The sequence below is a fragment of the Agrococcus terreus genome (genome assembly GCF_014645235.1).
Taxonomy (GTDB): domain Bacteria; phylum Actinomycetota; class Actinomycetes; order Actinomycetales; family Microbacteriaceae; genus Agrococcus; species Agrococcus terreus.
On sequence record NZ_BMLM01000001.1, the window covers coordinates 307104 to 320554 of the forward strand.

14 protein-coding genes are annotated in these 13451 nt (G+C 71.1%); 7 read left to right on the forward strand and 7 right to left on the reverse strand.

The annotated features are described in order from the left end of the window. Positions 1–24 precede the first annotated feature (24 nt). Entirely contained in the window at positions 25–483 is a 459-nt protein-coding gene (locus tag IEW90_RS01540; RefSeq protein ID WP_188715315.1) for a DUF6069 family protein, read from the reverse strand. A 108-nt stretch (positions 484–591) separates the two neighbouring features. Here IEW90_RS01540 and IEW90_RS01545 point away from each other — a divergent pair, with 108 nt between their 5' ends. Together IEW90_RS01545 and IEW90_RS01550 are read left to right on the forward strand one after the other, a co-directional pair. Then, positions 592–1020, forward strand: a complete 429-nt coding sequence (locus tag IEW90_RS01545) for a MarR family winged helix-turn-helix transcriptional regulator (RefSeq protein WP_188715317.1) — start codon at positions 592–594, stop codon at positions 1018–1020. 35 nt (positions 1021–1055) lie between these two features. Continuing rightward, complete coding sequence (locus tag IEW90_RS01550; RefSeq protein ID WP_188715318.1) at positions 1056–1610, forward strand: hypothetical protein; 555 nt, start codon at positions 1056–1058, stop codon at positions 1608–1610. Between the two features lie 61 nt (positions 1611–1671). On the opposite strand, the gene IEW90_RS01555 is transcribed toward IEW90_RS01550, so the two are convergent. Then, positions 1672–3405 carry a cell wall-binding repeat-containing protein gene (locus tag IEW90_RS01555; RefSeq protein ID WP_188715320.1) on the reverse strand — a complete coding sequence of 578 codons (1734 nt, stop codon included), beginning with the start codon at positions 3403–3405 and terminating at the stop codon, positions 1672–1674. A gap of 417 nt (positions 3406–3822) precedes the next feature. Here IEW90_RS01555 and IEW90_RS01560 point away from each other — a divergent pair, with 417 nt between their 5' ends. Beyond that, positions 3823–4422, forward strand: a complete 600-nt coding sequence (locus tag IEW90_RS01560; protein WP_188715322.1) for a hypothetical protein — start codon at positions 3823–3825, stop codon at positions 4420–4422. Here the strand turns inward: IEW90_RS01560 and IEW90_RS01565 are convergent. The 5 genes from IEW90_RS01565 to IEW90_RS01585 form a co-directional block, all read right to left on the reverse strand. After that, positions 4419–5039, reverse strand: coding sequence for a class II aldolase/adducin family protein (locus tag IEW90_RS01565; protein WP_188715325.1), 621 nt, complete (start codon positions 5037–5039; stop codon positions 4419–4421). The genes IEW90_RS01560 and IEW90_RS01565 overlap by 4 nt on opposite strands. Then, a complete protein-coding gene (otnK, locus tag IEW90_RS01570) occupies positions 5036–6283 on the reverse strand; it encodes a 3-oxo-tetronate kinase (protein ID WP_188715327.1) in 1248 nt (415 codons plus the stop codon). Before otnK ends, IEW90_RS01565 begins: the two co-directional genes overlap by 4 nt. 62 nt (positions 6284–6345) lie before the next feature. After that, positions 6346–7365 carry a TRAP transporter substrate-binding protein gene (locus tag IEW90_RS01575; RefSeq protein ID WP_188715329.1) on the reverse strand — a complete coding sequence of 340 codons (1020 nt, stop codon included), beginning with the start codon at positions 7363–7365 and terminating at the stop codon, positions 6346–6348. Between the two features lie 92 nt (positions 7366–7457). Next, a complete protein-coding gene (locus tag IEW90_RS01580) occupies positions 7458–8243 on the reverse strand; it encodes a FadR/GntR family transcriptional regulator (RefSeq protein WP_229679441.1) in 786 nt (261 codons plus the stop codon). Between the two features lie 4 nt (positions 8244–8247). Further along, positions 8248–9204 carry a 3-hydroxyacyl-CoA dehydrogenase family protein gene (locus IEW90_RS01585; protein ID WP_188715331.1) on the reverse strand — a complete coding sequence of 319 codons (957 nt, stop codon included), beginning with the start codon at positions 9202–9204 and terminating at the stop codon, positions 8248–8250. A 233-nt stretch (positions 9205–9437) separates the two neighbouring features. Here IEW90_RS01585 and IEW90_RS01590 point away from each other — a divergent pair, with 233 nt between their 5' ends. From IEW90_RS01590 to IEW90_RS01605, 4 genes are all read left to right on the forward strand, one after another. Then, the gene (locus IEW90_RS01590) at positions 9438–10052 is read left to right on the forward strand and encodes a TRAP transporter small permease (protein ID WP_188715333.1); all 615 of its coding nucleotides are present in this window, start codon (positions 9438–9440) and stop codon (positions 10050–10052) included. Between the two features lie 2 nt (positions 10053–10054). Then, complete coding sequence (locus IEW90_RS01595; RefSeq protein WP_188715335.1) at positions 10055–11314, forward strand: TRAP transporter large permease; 1260 nt, start codon at positions 10055–10057, stop codon at positions 11312–11314. A gap of 81 nt (positions 11315–11395) precedes the next feature. Continuing rightward, positions 11396–11716 (forward strand): nucleotide pyrophosphohydrolase, encoded by a 321-nt coding sequence (locus IEW90_RS01600; protein WP_188715337.1) that lies wholly within the window; start codon positions 11396–11398, stop codon positions 11714–11716. Between the two features lie 8 nt (positions 11717–11724). Continuing rightward, positions 11725–13443, forward strand: coding sequence for a DUF2075 domain-containing protein (locus tag IEW90_RS01605; RefSeq protein WP_229679442.1), 1719 nt, complete (start codon positions 11725–11727; stop codon positions 13441–13443). Positions 13444–13451 lie beyond the last annotated feature (8 nt).

A 13451-nucleotide genomic window follows, 5' to 3' on the forward strand; every position in this document is an offset into this window, starting at 1 on the left:
GAGGTGACGCTGAGGAATCCCCGGTCAGCGGCGGCTCGTGATGAGCGCCGCGAACCAGCTCGCGCCCGCGACGAGGTGCATGATCGCGAGCGAGACGCCGGTGCCGGTGTCAAGCGCGCCCGTGAGCGGCGCGGCGGTCGAGGCAGCCGCGACCGCGAGGCCCGCCCAGGCGAGGATCGGCGTGGTGCGAGGCCAGCGCTTGGCGAGCGGCCAGGCGACGACGACGGCGAGCGCGAGCGGCACGAGCGTCGCGACGGCGACCGGCAGGAACCCGACCGCGATCTCGGCGCCGCCCTGTGCGACGACCATCGAGGCGCCCGCGGCGGATGCGACCGCGAGGATCGCGAGGTTGACGAGCGCGGCGATGCCGGCGGCGGCGAGGCCGCGCACGAGCAGGCCCGGGCGGGTGCGCGCGGCGGGCGGGTCGAGGGCCGTAGTAGCGGGGTCAAGGGGTGTGGTGACGGGCTCGGATGCGGTGGTCATGGCTCCTCCGTGGGTTCGGCCGGGCCGGGGCCCGGGCTCCGATGCGCCCATGATCCGCCCGATGCTTGACTCGGTCAAGTATCTATTCGTCGGGAGTAGCCTGAGCGCGTGACGAGCGTGGACGCGATCAACGAGGCCAGGGGGCTGGCCGTGCTGCTGCACCGGGCGGCGGCGCTCGCGCGCGAGGACTTCGCCCGCGCCGCGGAGCGCTTCGGCATCGCGCCGCCGGCTGCTCGCGTGCTGCTGCTGCTCGACGACCCGATGCCGATGCGCAAGATCGCCGACCGCCTGCTCGTCGACGCCTCCTACGTCACCGGCGTCGCCGACCAGCTCGAGGAGGCCGGCCTCGCCACCCGCGGCGTCGGCGAGGACCGCCGGGTGAAGCTGCTCTCGGCCACCGAGTCCGGCGCGGATGTGCGCGAGCGTCTGGCCGTCGCGATCAGCGCCGACTTCACGGCGCTCCACGCCCTCGACGATGCCGAGCGGGCGCAGCTCGCGACGCTGCTGGAGCGGCTCGTCGAGAGCGGCGCGCGGTAGGGCGCGCTCCCACCTGCCTGCGGCATGCTCGCCGCATGAGCGCCGCCGCCTCCGGGCCAACTGCCGCCGCACCTGCTGTCGCCACCCCCGACCGCGCGCTGCGCGTCGCGGGCTGGATCGCGATCGCGGCGCCGCTGCTGGCGCTCGCCGTGAAGCTGCCGTCGTTCGGCTGGCTCATGGTCGGCGCGATCTGGATGTCGCCTCTGCTCCTCGGCGGCTACGCGCTGCTCGTGCTGGCCGCGGCTCGCGGGATGCTGCGGCGGGGCGCGACCTTGCGTGCGCCGCGGTGGGCGCGCATCCGCGCGATCGCGTGGGCGTGGCTGACCTCGGGCGGCGTCGTCCTGGTCGGGCTGGCGATCGTCGACGGCGGCGACACGATGGCGTCGGTGCAGTCGACGCTCACGATCCTGCTCGGCTCTTCGGGCGGCGACTCCCCGCTGCACGACGCATCGATGGTGCTCGCGCTCGTCGGCGCGATCGCCTGGGGCGTTGGCTGGCTCGGGCTCATCGCCGAGTGGCTCTCGTCGATCGCGGGGCGGCGATGGGAGGCGGCGCAGGTCGCGCCGCCGGTGCTGCCGCCCGCGCCGTAGACGAAGGGCCGGTCCTCGGCGCCCTGCTCGTCGCCTACCGTCCCCCTCAGCGCGTCGCCGCCTACTTCGCTCGGAGCGAGATCTGCCAGCGGTCGGAACCGCTGTCGAACGAAGTCGATTCGATGACGACGATCGACGGCCCCTGCTGCAGCGTGCCGCTTACCGTCTGGCCGCGGTCGACCGAGAGCCAGAGATCCGAGTAGTTGAGGAAGTGCTCCTCGCGGATGAACGTCGAGTCACTGAGCCCCGCGGCGGTGATCCATGCCTCGGACCCTCCGTAGAGTCCGATCGCGGAGTCGGATCCCGAGAAGGCCAGCATCGGCGCGTGGCGCATGTCGCGCACGGTCAGCGACCAGGCGTCATCCGCCTCGACGCGGACGTAGCGAGGAGGGTCCAAGCGGTCGGTCGTCCGAAGCAGACCGGTGCCGTTGAACGAGTCGCCGGAGTCGTAGATCGGCATGTCCTGCAGCTCGAGCCGCGCGTCGAGCACGTTGACCGAGAACGAGCTCCACTCGTCGTTCGGCGCGTGGGTCGCCTGCAGCACTCCCCACCGCGCTCCGGGGGGCAGTGCAACGGTGTGCGTGCCCGCGCCGCCACTGATCGTGCCGCCCTGGAAGGTGCCGTATCGGCGGCCGGCGAGGCGCTGTTCCTTGGTGAACCAGTTCGCCTCCGAGACATCCACGAGCTGACGGGTGCCAGGTGCGTACTGCGGAGTGGTGCCGCCGTAGTAGCCCGTCCCGCAGATGCGGAACTTCAAGGCGTCCGCAGTGATCCAATGCCGCGTACCGACGCCGATGATCTTCGTCACGGCCAGCTTGTCGATCTGCGAGGGCACCGCGGTGTGATCGTGGCAGTAGCGGCCGGAGAGCATCATGACCGAGTTCTGGGAGGCGGCCAGCACGGACGCCCCGATCGTGTCGCCGTGACCGTTGCCCGCGACCAGGTAGACGTGGTTCGCGCTGATGCCGAAGACGAAGCGGTCGATCACCGCTGCGTTCGTGCGGTATCGATCACGACCTGAGATCCGCTCGACGTCGCCAGGGATGCGCCAGTAGAGCGCATCCATGTACGCCTCCGGCAGCACCGAGCCGCTGCCGATGAAGAAGACCTGACCGACGTCCTGCAGCCGTGGCGCCACGCGATTCGCCCAGGCGACGGGGTCGCCGACCGCCGGGACGATCGCCGCGCCCATGCGGGCGGCGACGGTGCCGGTGACGAGCCCGTCGGAGTATCCCCGGCTGCCGATGACGAAGGCGGTCGTCAGGTAGCCGTTGCTGCGGGTGACGTGGTCGAGCAGCTGCAGCGCGGAATCGACGCGGTCGCGGCCGCCGACACGGTAGATGCTCGCGCGAGGCAGGATCGAGCGCACGTCGGCCCAGAGGGCATTGCTGAGCACGCTCGCGTTGCCGACGACGTTGACGTAGCGAGGATTGAGCCTGCGCAGCTCCTGCTCCACCACTGCCGGTACCGAGTCGCGGCGCACCATGAGCACATGGGCGCCGGTGGCCGACGCGGCCGGAGGCACGGCCAACGCATCCGCGCCCGACTCTCCTGAGGTCAGGTAGACGGTGGTGGTGGGCGCCATCTTCTGCGACATCAGCACGCTGGTCGCGTAGAGATCCTTGCCGCCGATCCACTCCTGACCGGTCGGCAGGGTGGCCTCAGCCGGAGCTGCTGGCGCGACGATCAGCGAGACCGCGGTCGCCGCGAGGGCGGCGGCCGCGACGGCGACGCGCACTCGACGCATCGCCGAGCCGAGCGTCGCGCGCCGAGCGTTCGAATCGTGCTGTCGCATGTCACTGCCCCGCGATCGTCGTGAAGTGGGTGACGAAGTTCGGATCCCACGCGCCGGGCCGGTCGGAGGCGGAGCGTACGGGGGCGGCGCAACGGCGGCGCCGTTCGGCTGCTGCCAGGCGGCGGGCTGGTTGGGGGGCGAGGAGGGGTCGGTCATCGGCGTGCCTTCGAGGTGATGAGGGAGACGGCCCATGGGTGCTGGAGGCCGAGACGCGGACACGGATACCCTTTCCGGTCTCCCGTCTGGGATGAGCGTACGGCTCGCGCGACCGCGCGCCTCGCCCGGGCGAATCCTTGAGCATCACTTGAGCGTCGGCGGATCCTGACGGGTCGTTCAGTCTCGACTCGCTCGGCCCCCTCGGCTCGAGGTGCGCCGCGCTTCGCGTAGCGTGGAAGGTCGGACCATCGGAGGAGCCCCATGCCCGACCTCGCCAACGGCAAGTACGTCTCGCAGTCCGACGCGATCCGCCAGTGGTGGCCCGCGGCGCGGGAGGTGCTGCTCGAGACCGCGCGCGAGTACGGCGCCTGGATCACCGAGGAGGATCTCGGCGCCCGCATCCAGGCTGCCACCGGCATCTCGACCAAGCAGCCCGCGGAGGAGTGGGTCGGCAGCGTGCTCACGCGGGTCGCGACCGATGCGGCGGGCCGCGGCGAGCCCCGGATCGCCTCGCTGTGCGTGCGCGCCGACCTGTCGGTGGGCGACCACGCGGGCGCCGTGCCCGGCACCACGGTGCAGTCGCGCGAGCAGCGCGCAGCCGAGGACCGCTTCGACTGCTACCGGCTGTACGGCGCCGAGCTGCCGGAGAACGGCGGGCGTCCCCAGCTGACGCCGCGCACCTCGGCACGCCCCGTGACGAGGGCGCCCCGCTCGACGACCCCTCGAGCCCCGCGCACGCCGAAGTCGACGAAGCCCGCGCCCGCGGCGATGCGCGAGGTCACCTGCACCAGCTGCTTCATGGTGGTGCCGGAGGCGGCGGAGTGCCGCGAGTGCGGGGCGAGCCTGGCGAGCGCCGTCTAGCGCAGCGGGTCCTGCTCCGCCGCGCTCAGCGGCGTGAACGCGTGGCCCGCGAGCGTGAAGTGGAGGCGCGCGGCGAGCTCGAGCTCCTCGGCGATCGCTGCCGCGTCGCCCACCGAGCGGCCGACGGCGACGAGGCCGTGCCGGTCGAGCAGCACGGCGTTCGCGCGGGCATCCGCCGCGAACCCAGCTGCGCATGCCGCGGCGAGGCCTGCATCGCCCGGGGGCACGTAGGCGACCCGCGGCAGCAGCCCGACGCGCATCGTGTAGTACGGCGTGTAGTGCGGCAGCGCGTCCTCCCGAGGCAGGTCGTCGAGGCACGAGAGCGCCAGCGCCCACGGGGAGTGCGTGTGCACGATGCCGCGCGCCTCCGGCCGCTCCTGATAGACCGCGGCGTGCAGCACCGACTCCTTGGTGGGCCGCGGGCCGTCGAGGTGCTCGCCGGCGAGCGAGATGCGCGAGAGCGCGTCGGGGTCGAGCGCGCCGAGCATCGCTCCGGTCGGCGTGACGACGATCGTGTCGCCGTCGCGCGCGCTCAGGTTGCCGCTGGTGCCCGGAGCCATGCCGAGTCCGTCCAGGCGCCGACCCAGGTCGACGATCGCGTCCGCGAGCTCGCTCATGCGCGCACGCTCCCTTCCGTGAGGTCGAGCGACCGGTCGAAGATGTCGTCGCCGCCGAAGTTCCCGGACTTCAGCAGCAGCCCCACGCGGTCGCCGTCGAGGGCGACCGTCCACGGGACGCCGGGGTCGACCTCGGCGCCGATGGCGAGGGCGCGCACGCCCAGGCCGTTCACGACCGCGCCGCTCGTCTCGCCGCCGGCGACGACGATGCGGCGCACGCCCTCGCGGGCGATGCCTGCCGCGATGCGCGCGAAGGCCGCCTCGATCGCGAGCGACGAGGCCTCGATGCCCAGCTCGGCCTGCACGGCGGCCACGACCTCCGGATCGCTCGACGAGTAGACGAGCGGGCGCTCGTCGAGGTGCTCGGCGACGAACGCCACGGCCTCCTCGACGACCGGCTCTCCGGCGACGATGCGGTGCACGTCGACCTCGAAGGCCGGATGCGCGGCACGGTGCAGCGCAACCTGGCGTCGGGTCGCGGCGGAGCAGGAGCCCGAGAGCACCGCGGCAGGACCGTCGGGCAGCACGAGCGCATCCGCCGCGGCGTCCCGGGTGAGCACGACGCGGCCGAGGGCTGCGGAGAGGCCCGCGGCGCCGGTGAGCAGCGGGGCGTCGGCGAGCGCGAGCGCGAGCGCGTCGAGGTCGCCGTCGGTCTCGGCGTCGGCGATGCGGAGGCGCGGACCCGCGTCGGCGACGGCGGCGCGCACCGCCTCCGCCCCGTCGCGGACCGCAGCGAGCGGCACCGCGCCGACGGGCTCGTCGACCTGTGCGGCGAGCACGCGGCGCAGGTCGCTCTCGCGCATGGGGTTGATGGGGTGGTCGCGCATGGGCGACTCGGCGAGCGGCACGCCGTGCACGAAGAGGTCGCCGTCGCGCACGACGCGGCCGTTCTCGGGCACCGAGGGCGCGAACAGCACGCGCTCCGCGCCGACGAGGTCGGCGAGCGCCGTGGCGACGGGGCCGATGTTGCCGCGATCGGTGGAGTCGAAGGTGGAGCAGTACTTGAAGTAGAGCCGGTCGGCGCTCCGTGCCCGCAGCCAGCGCGCTGCCGCGAGCGACTGCTCGACGGCCTCGGCGGCCGGGATGCTGCGCGACTTCAGCGCCACGACGACGACGTCCGCGTCGGACGAGGCACCGTCATCGGGGACGCCGAGGTGCTGGATCGCGCGGAAGCCGGCCCGCACGAGCATGCCGGCGAGGTCGGTGGCGCCGGTGTAGTCGTCAGCGATGACGCCGAGCTGCATGGGTCTCCTCCAAGGGGTGGGTGCGGTGCCCGCGCGCGAGGGCGCGGGCACCGCAGGGGTGATCAGCCGCGGAGGCCGATGATGGTCTCGGCCCACTCCCGCACCTGCGGGTCGGCCTGCTCGATGAGGCCGGCCGTGGGCTGGCGCCACTCGGCGAGGTCGATCGGGTAGAACTCCACGCCGTTCTCCTCGAGGAACGCGCGGTGCTCCTCGCGCTCCGAGATCGAGGTCTCTCGGTAGGTCGACGAGACGGTGTCGGCCGCCTGGAGCAGGATCTCCTGCACCTCCGGCGCGTAGCCGTCGAAGGTGTCGCCCCACATCTGGAAGTGGAAGTTGCCGTAGAGGTGGTTCGTCTCGGTCACGTACGGCGCGACCTCGTAGAACGACGAGAAGCGGACGACGTCGAGGGGGTTCTCCTGGCCCTCGATCGCGCCCTGCTCCATGGCAGAGAAGACCTCGTTGAGCGCCATCGGCGTCGGGGCTGCGCCGAGCGCCTGCCAGGTGTCGATGTAGGTCTGCTGGTTGGGCACGCGCAGCTTGAGGCCGCCGAGGTCGGCCGGGCCCTCGACCGGGCGCGTCGAGTTGAGCACGCGGCCGCCGCGGTACAGGCTGCCGATCAGCTGGAAGCCGGAGTCGTCGCGCACGGCGGTGAGGATCTCGTCCTTCATCTCGCCGTCCCACACCTCGAAGAAGTGCTCCTCGTCCTCGTAGAGGAACGGGAGGCCCTCGATCGCGGCGAGGTCGGTGTAGCGCTCGAGCGAGCCGAGGCTCTCGATGACGATGTTCGTCGAGCCGATCTCGAGGCCCTCCTGCATCTCCTCCCAGCTGCCGAGCTGGGCCGAGGGGAACACCTCGATGGTGATCGCGCCGTCGGAGAGGGTCGAGACCTCCTCGGCCAGCTGCTCGGCGGCGCGGTGCTGCAGGCTGTCGACCGCGTAGGCGTGGCCGAGCGTGAGGGCCATCGGCGCGATGCTGCCGTCCTCGGTGGTGCCGCCCTCGGCGCTCGAGCAGCCCGTGAGGGCGAGCCCGGCGATGGCGATGGCCGCGATGCCGGTGGTGGCGCGGCGGGAAGTGATCTTCATTGATGCGTCTCCTGTGGTGGTGGGTGGAGGGCGCAGTCGACCGACTCCGGAGGACAGGGTGCTCCGGTAGGCGTCGGCTGCAGGGGGGGGGGCTAGCGGAGCGGGCCGTCCTCGCGGAGGTCGGTCGCGTGGAGGGAAGCGGGGGCGTCGCCGAGGGTGCGGCGGAGGCGCCGCTCGGCGCCGCGCATGTGGCTGCGCATGGCCGACTCGGCGGCGCGGCGGTCGCCGGAGGCGATGGCGGCGACGATCGTGGCGTGCTCGGAGCAGGAGCTGTCGGTCTCGCCAGCGGCGCGCAGCGAGCGCGACATCCAGATCCGCAGCAGCGAGGTGATGTTCGACAGCATGTCGGCGAGCGCGGAGTTGCGTGCGGCGTCGGCGATGGTGCGGTGGAAGCGGATGTCGAGGTCGACGAACGCCGCGGCGTCGCCGGAGATGGCGTCCATCTCGGCCAGGAGCGCCTCGAGCGATGCGAGGTCGGCGGGCGTCGCGCGCCTCGAGGCCAGGCCCGCGAGCACGATCTCGATGTGCTGGCGGGCCTCGACGAGCTCGAGCAGTCGGCGCTCGCCGAGGAAGAGGCCCCATTCGATGACGCGCGGCAGCAGGTCGCCGCCCGACTCGCGCAAGTAGGTGCCGTCGCCATGACGGATCTCGACCACGCCGAGCAGGCCGAGCGACTGGATCGCCTCGCGCACCTGCGCCCGGCTGACGCCGAGCTCCTCGGCGAGCTGGCGCTCGCTCGGCAGCTTGGAGCCGGCCATGTGCGGCCCCTCGAACATGCGCGTCGTGAGCGCGTGCACGATCGCCTCGCGCACCCCGCTGCCGTGCGGCGTCGAGGGTGCCGCGTCGGCGGCGGGTGTGGTCTCGTCCATGAGGGTCATGGTCTCAGGCTGCGTCCTCGGCGAGCTCGCGCCGCAGGCGCGAGAGCTCGCTGTAGGCGTTGTCGCGCTGGGCGACCATGCTCGCGGCGGCCTCGGCGTCGAGCCCGAGGTAGCCGCCGCCCGTCTTGATGCCGAGGTCGCCGGCCTCCACTCGCGCCTTCAGCGAGGGCGGCACGGCGAAGCGGTCGCCGAAGGCGCGCTCGAGCGAGACGTAGGAGTTGGCGTAGATGTCGAGGCCCGCCATGTCGGCCACGGCGAAGGGGCCGTAGAGCGCGAGGCGGAACCCGAAGGAGGCGCGCACGATCGTGTCGATCTGCTCGGCGTCGGCGTGGCCGTCCTCCACCATGCGCGCGGCCTCCTTGAACAGCGCGAACTGCAGGCGGTTGCAGACGAAGCCGGGGGTGTCCTTGACGATCGCCGGCTCCTTGCCGGCCTCCGTGAGCAGGCCCGCGATGAGCGGCGGCAGGGATGCGTCCGTGCTCGCGTGGGGGATGATTTCGACGCCCGGCAGCAGCGTCGCCGGGTTGAAGAAGTGCACGCCGAGGAAGCGCTCCGGGCGCTCGAGCGCCTCGGCCAGGTCGCCGATCGGGATGGCAGAGGTGTTGGTGGCGATGACGACGTCGTCGCCGATCACGGCCTCGATCGCGCGCAGCACCTCGTGCTTCACCGAGAGCTCCTCGAAGACGACCTCGAACACGATGTCGGCGCCGACGACGCCCTCAGCGAGCGATCCCGACCACGAAAGGTTCGCGGCGACGCTCGAGCCCTGCTCGGCGGTGAGGTAGCCCCGCGCGACGTGGTCGGCGGTCTCGGCGATGACCCGGGCGTGGCCGGACTCGGCTCGCGCGGCGTCCGTGTCGATGAGGACGCAGCGGGCTCCGGCTCGGGTCAGCACCTGGGCGATGCCGCCGCCCATGTATCCGGATCCGACGATGGCGATCGTCGTGGCTGCCAGCTGCATGTCTCTCCTTCGAGGTGGTGCACCGCCATCATCGGTGCGCGGACTGATCGTGCACTGCGCGCCTTGCTCATGTCAAGTGGTCGACCAATAAGGTCAAAAAAGCGTTGCAATCAAAGACATTGAGCGTGGAACGTTGCACATCGACGTGCATCACTGGTAGACCAGTCACTCGACAGAGGTCGACCTCTCCCGAGCAGAGCGGGAGCGGCCGAGGGATTCGAAGGAGAGTCGCCATGCACGAGCGCAGATGGATGCCGAGCCCGCCCGGGCTCTCGGGAGGCATCCTCGGCATCCTCGACAAGACCGCCGCCTGGCTGGTCGTCGTCGGGCTGGGGCTGCTGGCGGCGGTGATCTTCCTGCAGGTCGTCGCGCGCTACGCGCTGAACGCCCCGACCGTCTGGTCGGAGGAGCTCGCGATCAGCATCTTCGTCTGGGTCTCGATGCTCGCGATCCCGCTGGGCCTCCGCCGCGGCGAGCACCTCACGCTCGACTTCGTCATCAAGCGCTTCTCCGGCACCGTTGCGAAGGTCGCCGCCATCGGCATCGCGGCGCTGACCGTGCTGATGTTCTCGATCCTGGTGTGGCTCACGGTGCAACTGCTGCCCGCCGCTGAACGGCAGCTGCTGGCCGGCATCGCGGGTGGCCTCGGTATCCAGGCGAAGGTCTCCTGGGTCTACGCCGCGGTGATCGTGGGCGGCGCGCTCTCGGTCGTGTTCTCGGTGGAGCGCGCGGTGCTCTTCGCCCGCGGCCGCATCGAAACGCTCGTCGAGGACGCCGACCAGCAGGTCATCGAGCAGCTCGAGGCGGAGGCCGACGGCCGCCCGCAGGGCCCGGCGGCGGGGATCTGAGCATGGGCTACGCACTCCTCGGCGGCTTCGCCCTCCTGCTCCTCATCGGCGCGCCCATCGGCGTCGCCCTCGCGCTCGCCTCCATGTTCGGCATCGAGTTCTTCTCCTCCGTGCCGCTCGAGGTCACCGCCCAGCGCATGATCGCCGGCATCCGCAGCTTCCCGCTGCTCGCGATCCCGCTCTACATCCTCGCCGGCGCGCTCATGAACGCCTCCGGCATCACCCAGCGCCTCGTCGACTTCGCCTACGCGATCGTGGGCTCCATACGCGGCGGCCTCGCGCAGGTGACGATCATCACGACCGCGATCTTCGGCGGCATCTCCGGATCCCAGGTCGCCGACACCTCGAACGTCGGCCGCCTGATGATCCCGCAGATGGTCGCCCGCGGATACAAGCCCACCTACGCGGTGTCCGTGATGGCGACCGCGGGCGCGATGTTCGTGACGATCCCGCCGAGCATCAACCTGATCGTCTACGGCGTCCTCGCGCAGGCGTCTATCGCCGACCTCTTCTTCTACGGCCTGCTCATCGGCATCGCGTTCGTCGTGGTCCTCATGGCTGCGGCGTACGTCGCCGCGATCATCCAGGGCCAGCCGGCGGAGGCGCGTGAGAGCTTCGGCAACGTCATGCGAGCGATGGGCCGGGCCGTTTGGTCGCTGCTGCTGCCGGTCGTGATCATCGGCGGCATCCGCATGGGCATCTTCACGCCCACCGAGGGCGGCGCCGTGGCCGTGTTCTACGCGCTCATCATCGGCTTCTTCGTGCACCGCGAGCTCACCTGGAAGAAGATCGTGCACTCCCTCACGGAGTCCGGTCTGCTCGTGGGCGTCATCATGCTCGTGATCGCGGCCGCTCAGATGTACTCGTGGGCGCTCATCTCCGGGCAGATCCCGCAGCAGATCACGCAGGCGATGCTGTCGCTGACCGAGAACCCGCTGCTGATCCTGCTGCTGATAAACCTCCTGCTGCTCATCATCGGCACGGTCATCGAGACGAACGCCGCGCTCATTGTGTTCGTGCCGCTGCTGCTGCCGGTCGCGACCGCCGTCGGCATCGATCCCGTGCACCTCGGCCTCATCATGGTGGTCAACCTCGGCATCGGACTGCTCACGCCGCCAGTCGGCCTGGTCTTGCTCGTGGCGAGCAAGATCGGGAAGCTCTCGATCTCCGAGATCATCCGTCCGATGCTGCCGTGGTTCGGCCTGTGCCTGGTGTTCCTCGCTGGTGTGACGTACCTGCCGTTCGTGTTCGGTTGGGTGTAGTCGGCGAGCCGCCAGACGCTCGTGGCGGCCCCGGTGCACGCGCACCGGGGTCACCCGTGAGTACCGGGATACCGTGAACCCATGACCGACGACCGCGTGCTCGCCGCCCTGCGCGCCTTCGTCGCCGAGCGCGACTGGGCCCAGTTCCACACCGCTCCCAACCTCGCCAAGAGCGTGTCGATCGAGGCGGCCGAGCTGCTCGAATGCTTCCAGTGGAGCGATGAGGCCGACGAGGCGCGGGTGCGCGAGGAGCTCGCCGACGTCCTCACCTACTGCCTGCTCCTGGCCGACCGCATCGGCGCCGACCCGGCGCAGCTCGTGCTCGACAAGCTCGAGACGACGAAGCAGAAGTACCCGGTCGACCTCGCTAAGGGCTCGATGATCAAGTACGACCGGCGCTGACGACGACCGTGCCGACCATCCACGAGCTGCCCTTCGACGACGCGTCGATGCGCGCCTGGGCCGGGGCCGACCCTCGCGCCACGAACTGGCCCGTCGTCTACACGCTGGAGGGCGGATCCGAGGTCTACGTCGGCGAGACGCTCAACATGCGCAAGCGCGCCGAGCAGCACCTCAAGGGCGAGCGGCAGCACCTCCAGCGAGCGCACGTGGTGGTCGACGAGACCTTTCACAAGTCCGCGTGCCTCGATCTCGAGTCGTTCCTCATCCGGCTGTTCAGCGGCGACGCCGCTCGGACGGTGCTCAATCGCAACACAGGCATCGTCGACGCCGACTACTACCGGCGCGACGAGTACCAGGCGCGCTTCGACACCGTCTTCGACGAGCTCCGCAGCCGCGGCCTCTTCACGCGCAGCATCCCGGAGATCCGCAACTCCGACCTCTTCAAGCTCTCGCCCTTCAAGGCGCTCACGGTCGACCAGGCCGCCGCGACGGCCGACATCGTCGAATCGCTGTTCCACGACCTCGAGGCCGGTGTGCAGAGCACGAGCATCGTGCAGGGCAACCCGGGCACGGGCAAGACGATCGTCGCGATCTACCTCATGAAGCTGCTCGCCGACATCGCCGCGGCGGATCGCGACGAGGAGCCGACCGGCGAGTCGCTCTTCGACGACTTCTTCACGGCAGGGCACCGCGAGCTGCTCGGTTCGGCCCGAATCGGACTCGTCGTGCCCCAGCAGTCGCTCCGAGCCTCCATCCGTCGCGTCTTCTCGCACACGCCGAACCTCGACCCGTCGATGGTGCTCTCGCCGTTCCAGGTCGGGCACAGCGAGGAGCGCTTCGACGTGCTCGTCGTCGACGAGGCGCACCGGCTCTCGCAACGAGCCGCACAGGCCGTCGGCGTGCAGACCCGCGACTTCCGCCTCATCACCGAGCGCCTCTTCGGCGAGGACGACCACGCCCGGTCGCAGCTCGACTGGATCGAGGCGAGGGCCGAGCATCGCATCGTGATGCTCGACGAGCTGCAGGCAGTGCGCCCCTCCGACCTGCCCGCCGAGGTCGTGGGCCCGCTCGTCGAGCGCGCGGCAGCCGACGGGCGAGTCCACCGGCTCGCGACGCAGATGCGCGTCGCGGCCGGCACCGACTACGTCGCGTTCGTCCGCGATGCGCTCGCCGCGGAAGGCGACGCGACCGTCGTGCGGCCCGACCTCGGCGAGTACGACCTGCGCTTCTTCGAGAATGCCGCCGCGATGCGCGAGGCGATCCTCCAGCGCGACGACGAGGTCGGGCTGTCGCGGATGCTGGCTGGCTATGCCTGGCGGTGGCGCAGCAACAAGGATCGATCCGCGCCCGACATCGAGGTCGACGGCCTCGAGCTGCAGTGGAACCGGACGGCGACGGAGTGGATCCGCTCCCGGACCTCGCGCGAGGAGGTCGGGTCGATCCACACGGTGCAGGGCTACGACCTGAACTACGCCGGGGTGCTCATCGGCCGCGACGTCGGCTGGGACGCCGAACGCCGTCGCGTCGTGTTCCGCCGCGAGCACTACTTCGACGCGCGCGGCAAGGCGAACAACAACATCCGCGGCATCGCCTACTCGGATGAGGACCTGCGCACCTTCGTCCTCAACATCTATGCGGTGCTGCTCACCCGCGGGATGCTCGGCACCTACGTGCACGTCGTCGATCGGGACCTGCGGGAGGCGCTCCGTCCTTCGTTCGCTCGATAGTTCGGCAA

Coding starts and splice junctions, on each gene's coding strand:
- IEW90_RS01540 (WP_188715315.1), bottom strand. CDS start 483: ATGACCACCGCATCCGAGCCCGTCACCACACCCCTTGACCCCGCTACT.
- IEW90_RS01550 (WP_188715318.1), top strand. CDS start 1,056: ATGAGCGCCGCCGCCTCCGGGCCAACTGCCGCCGCACCTGCTGTCGCC.
- IEW90_RS01555 (WP_188715320.1), bottom strand. CDS start 3,405: ATGCGACAGCACGATTCGAACGCTCGGCGCGCGACGCTCGGCTCGGCG.
- IEW90_RS01560 (WP_188715322.1), top strand. CDS start 3,823: ATGCCCGACCTCGCCAACGGCAAGTACGTCTCGCAGTCCGACGCGATC.
- IEW90_RS01565 (WP_188715325.1), bottom strand. CDS start 5,039: ATGAGCGAGCTCGCGGACGCGATCGTCGACCTGGGTCGGCGCCTGGAC.
- otnK (WP_188715327.1), bottom strand. CDS start 6,283: ATGCAGCTCGGCGTCATCGCTGACGACTACACCGGCGCCACCGACCTC.
- IEW90_RS01575 (WP_188715329.1), bottom strand. CDS start 7,365: ATGAAGATCACTTCCCGCCGCGCCACCACCGGCATCGCGGCCATCGCC.
- IEW90_RS01580 (WP_229679441.1), bottom strand. CDS start 8,243: ATGACCCTCATGGACGAGACCACACCCGCCGCCGACGCGGCACCCTCG.
- IEW90_RS01585 (WP_188715331.1), bottom strand. CDS start 9,204: ATGCAGCTGGCAGCCACGACGATCGCCATCGTCGGATCCGGATACATG.
- IEW90_RS01590 (WP_188715333.1), top strand. CDS start 9,438: ATGCACGAGCGCAGATGGATGCCGAGCCCGCCCGGGCTCTCGGGAGGC.
- IEW90_RS01595 (WP_188715335.1), top strand. CDS start 10,055: ATGGGCTACGCACTCCTCGGCGGCTTCGCCCTCCTGCTCCTCATCGGC.
- IEW90_RS01600 (WP_188715337.1), top strand. CDS start 11,396: ATGACCGACGACCGCGTGCTCGCCGCCCTGCGCGCCTTCGTCGCCGAG.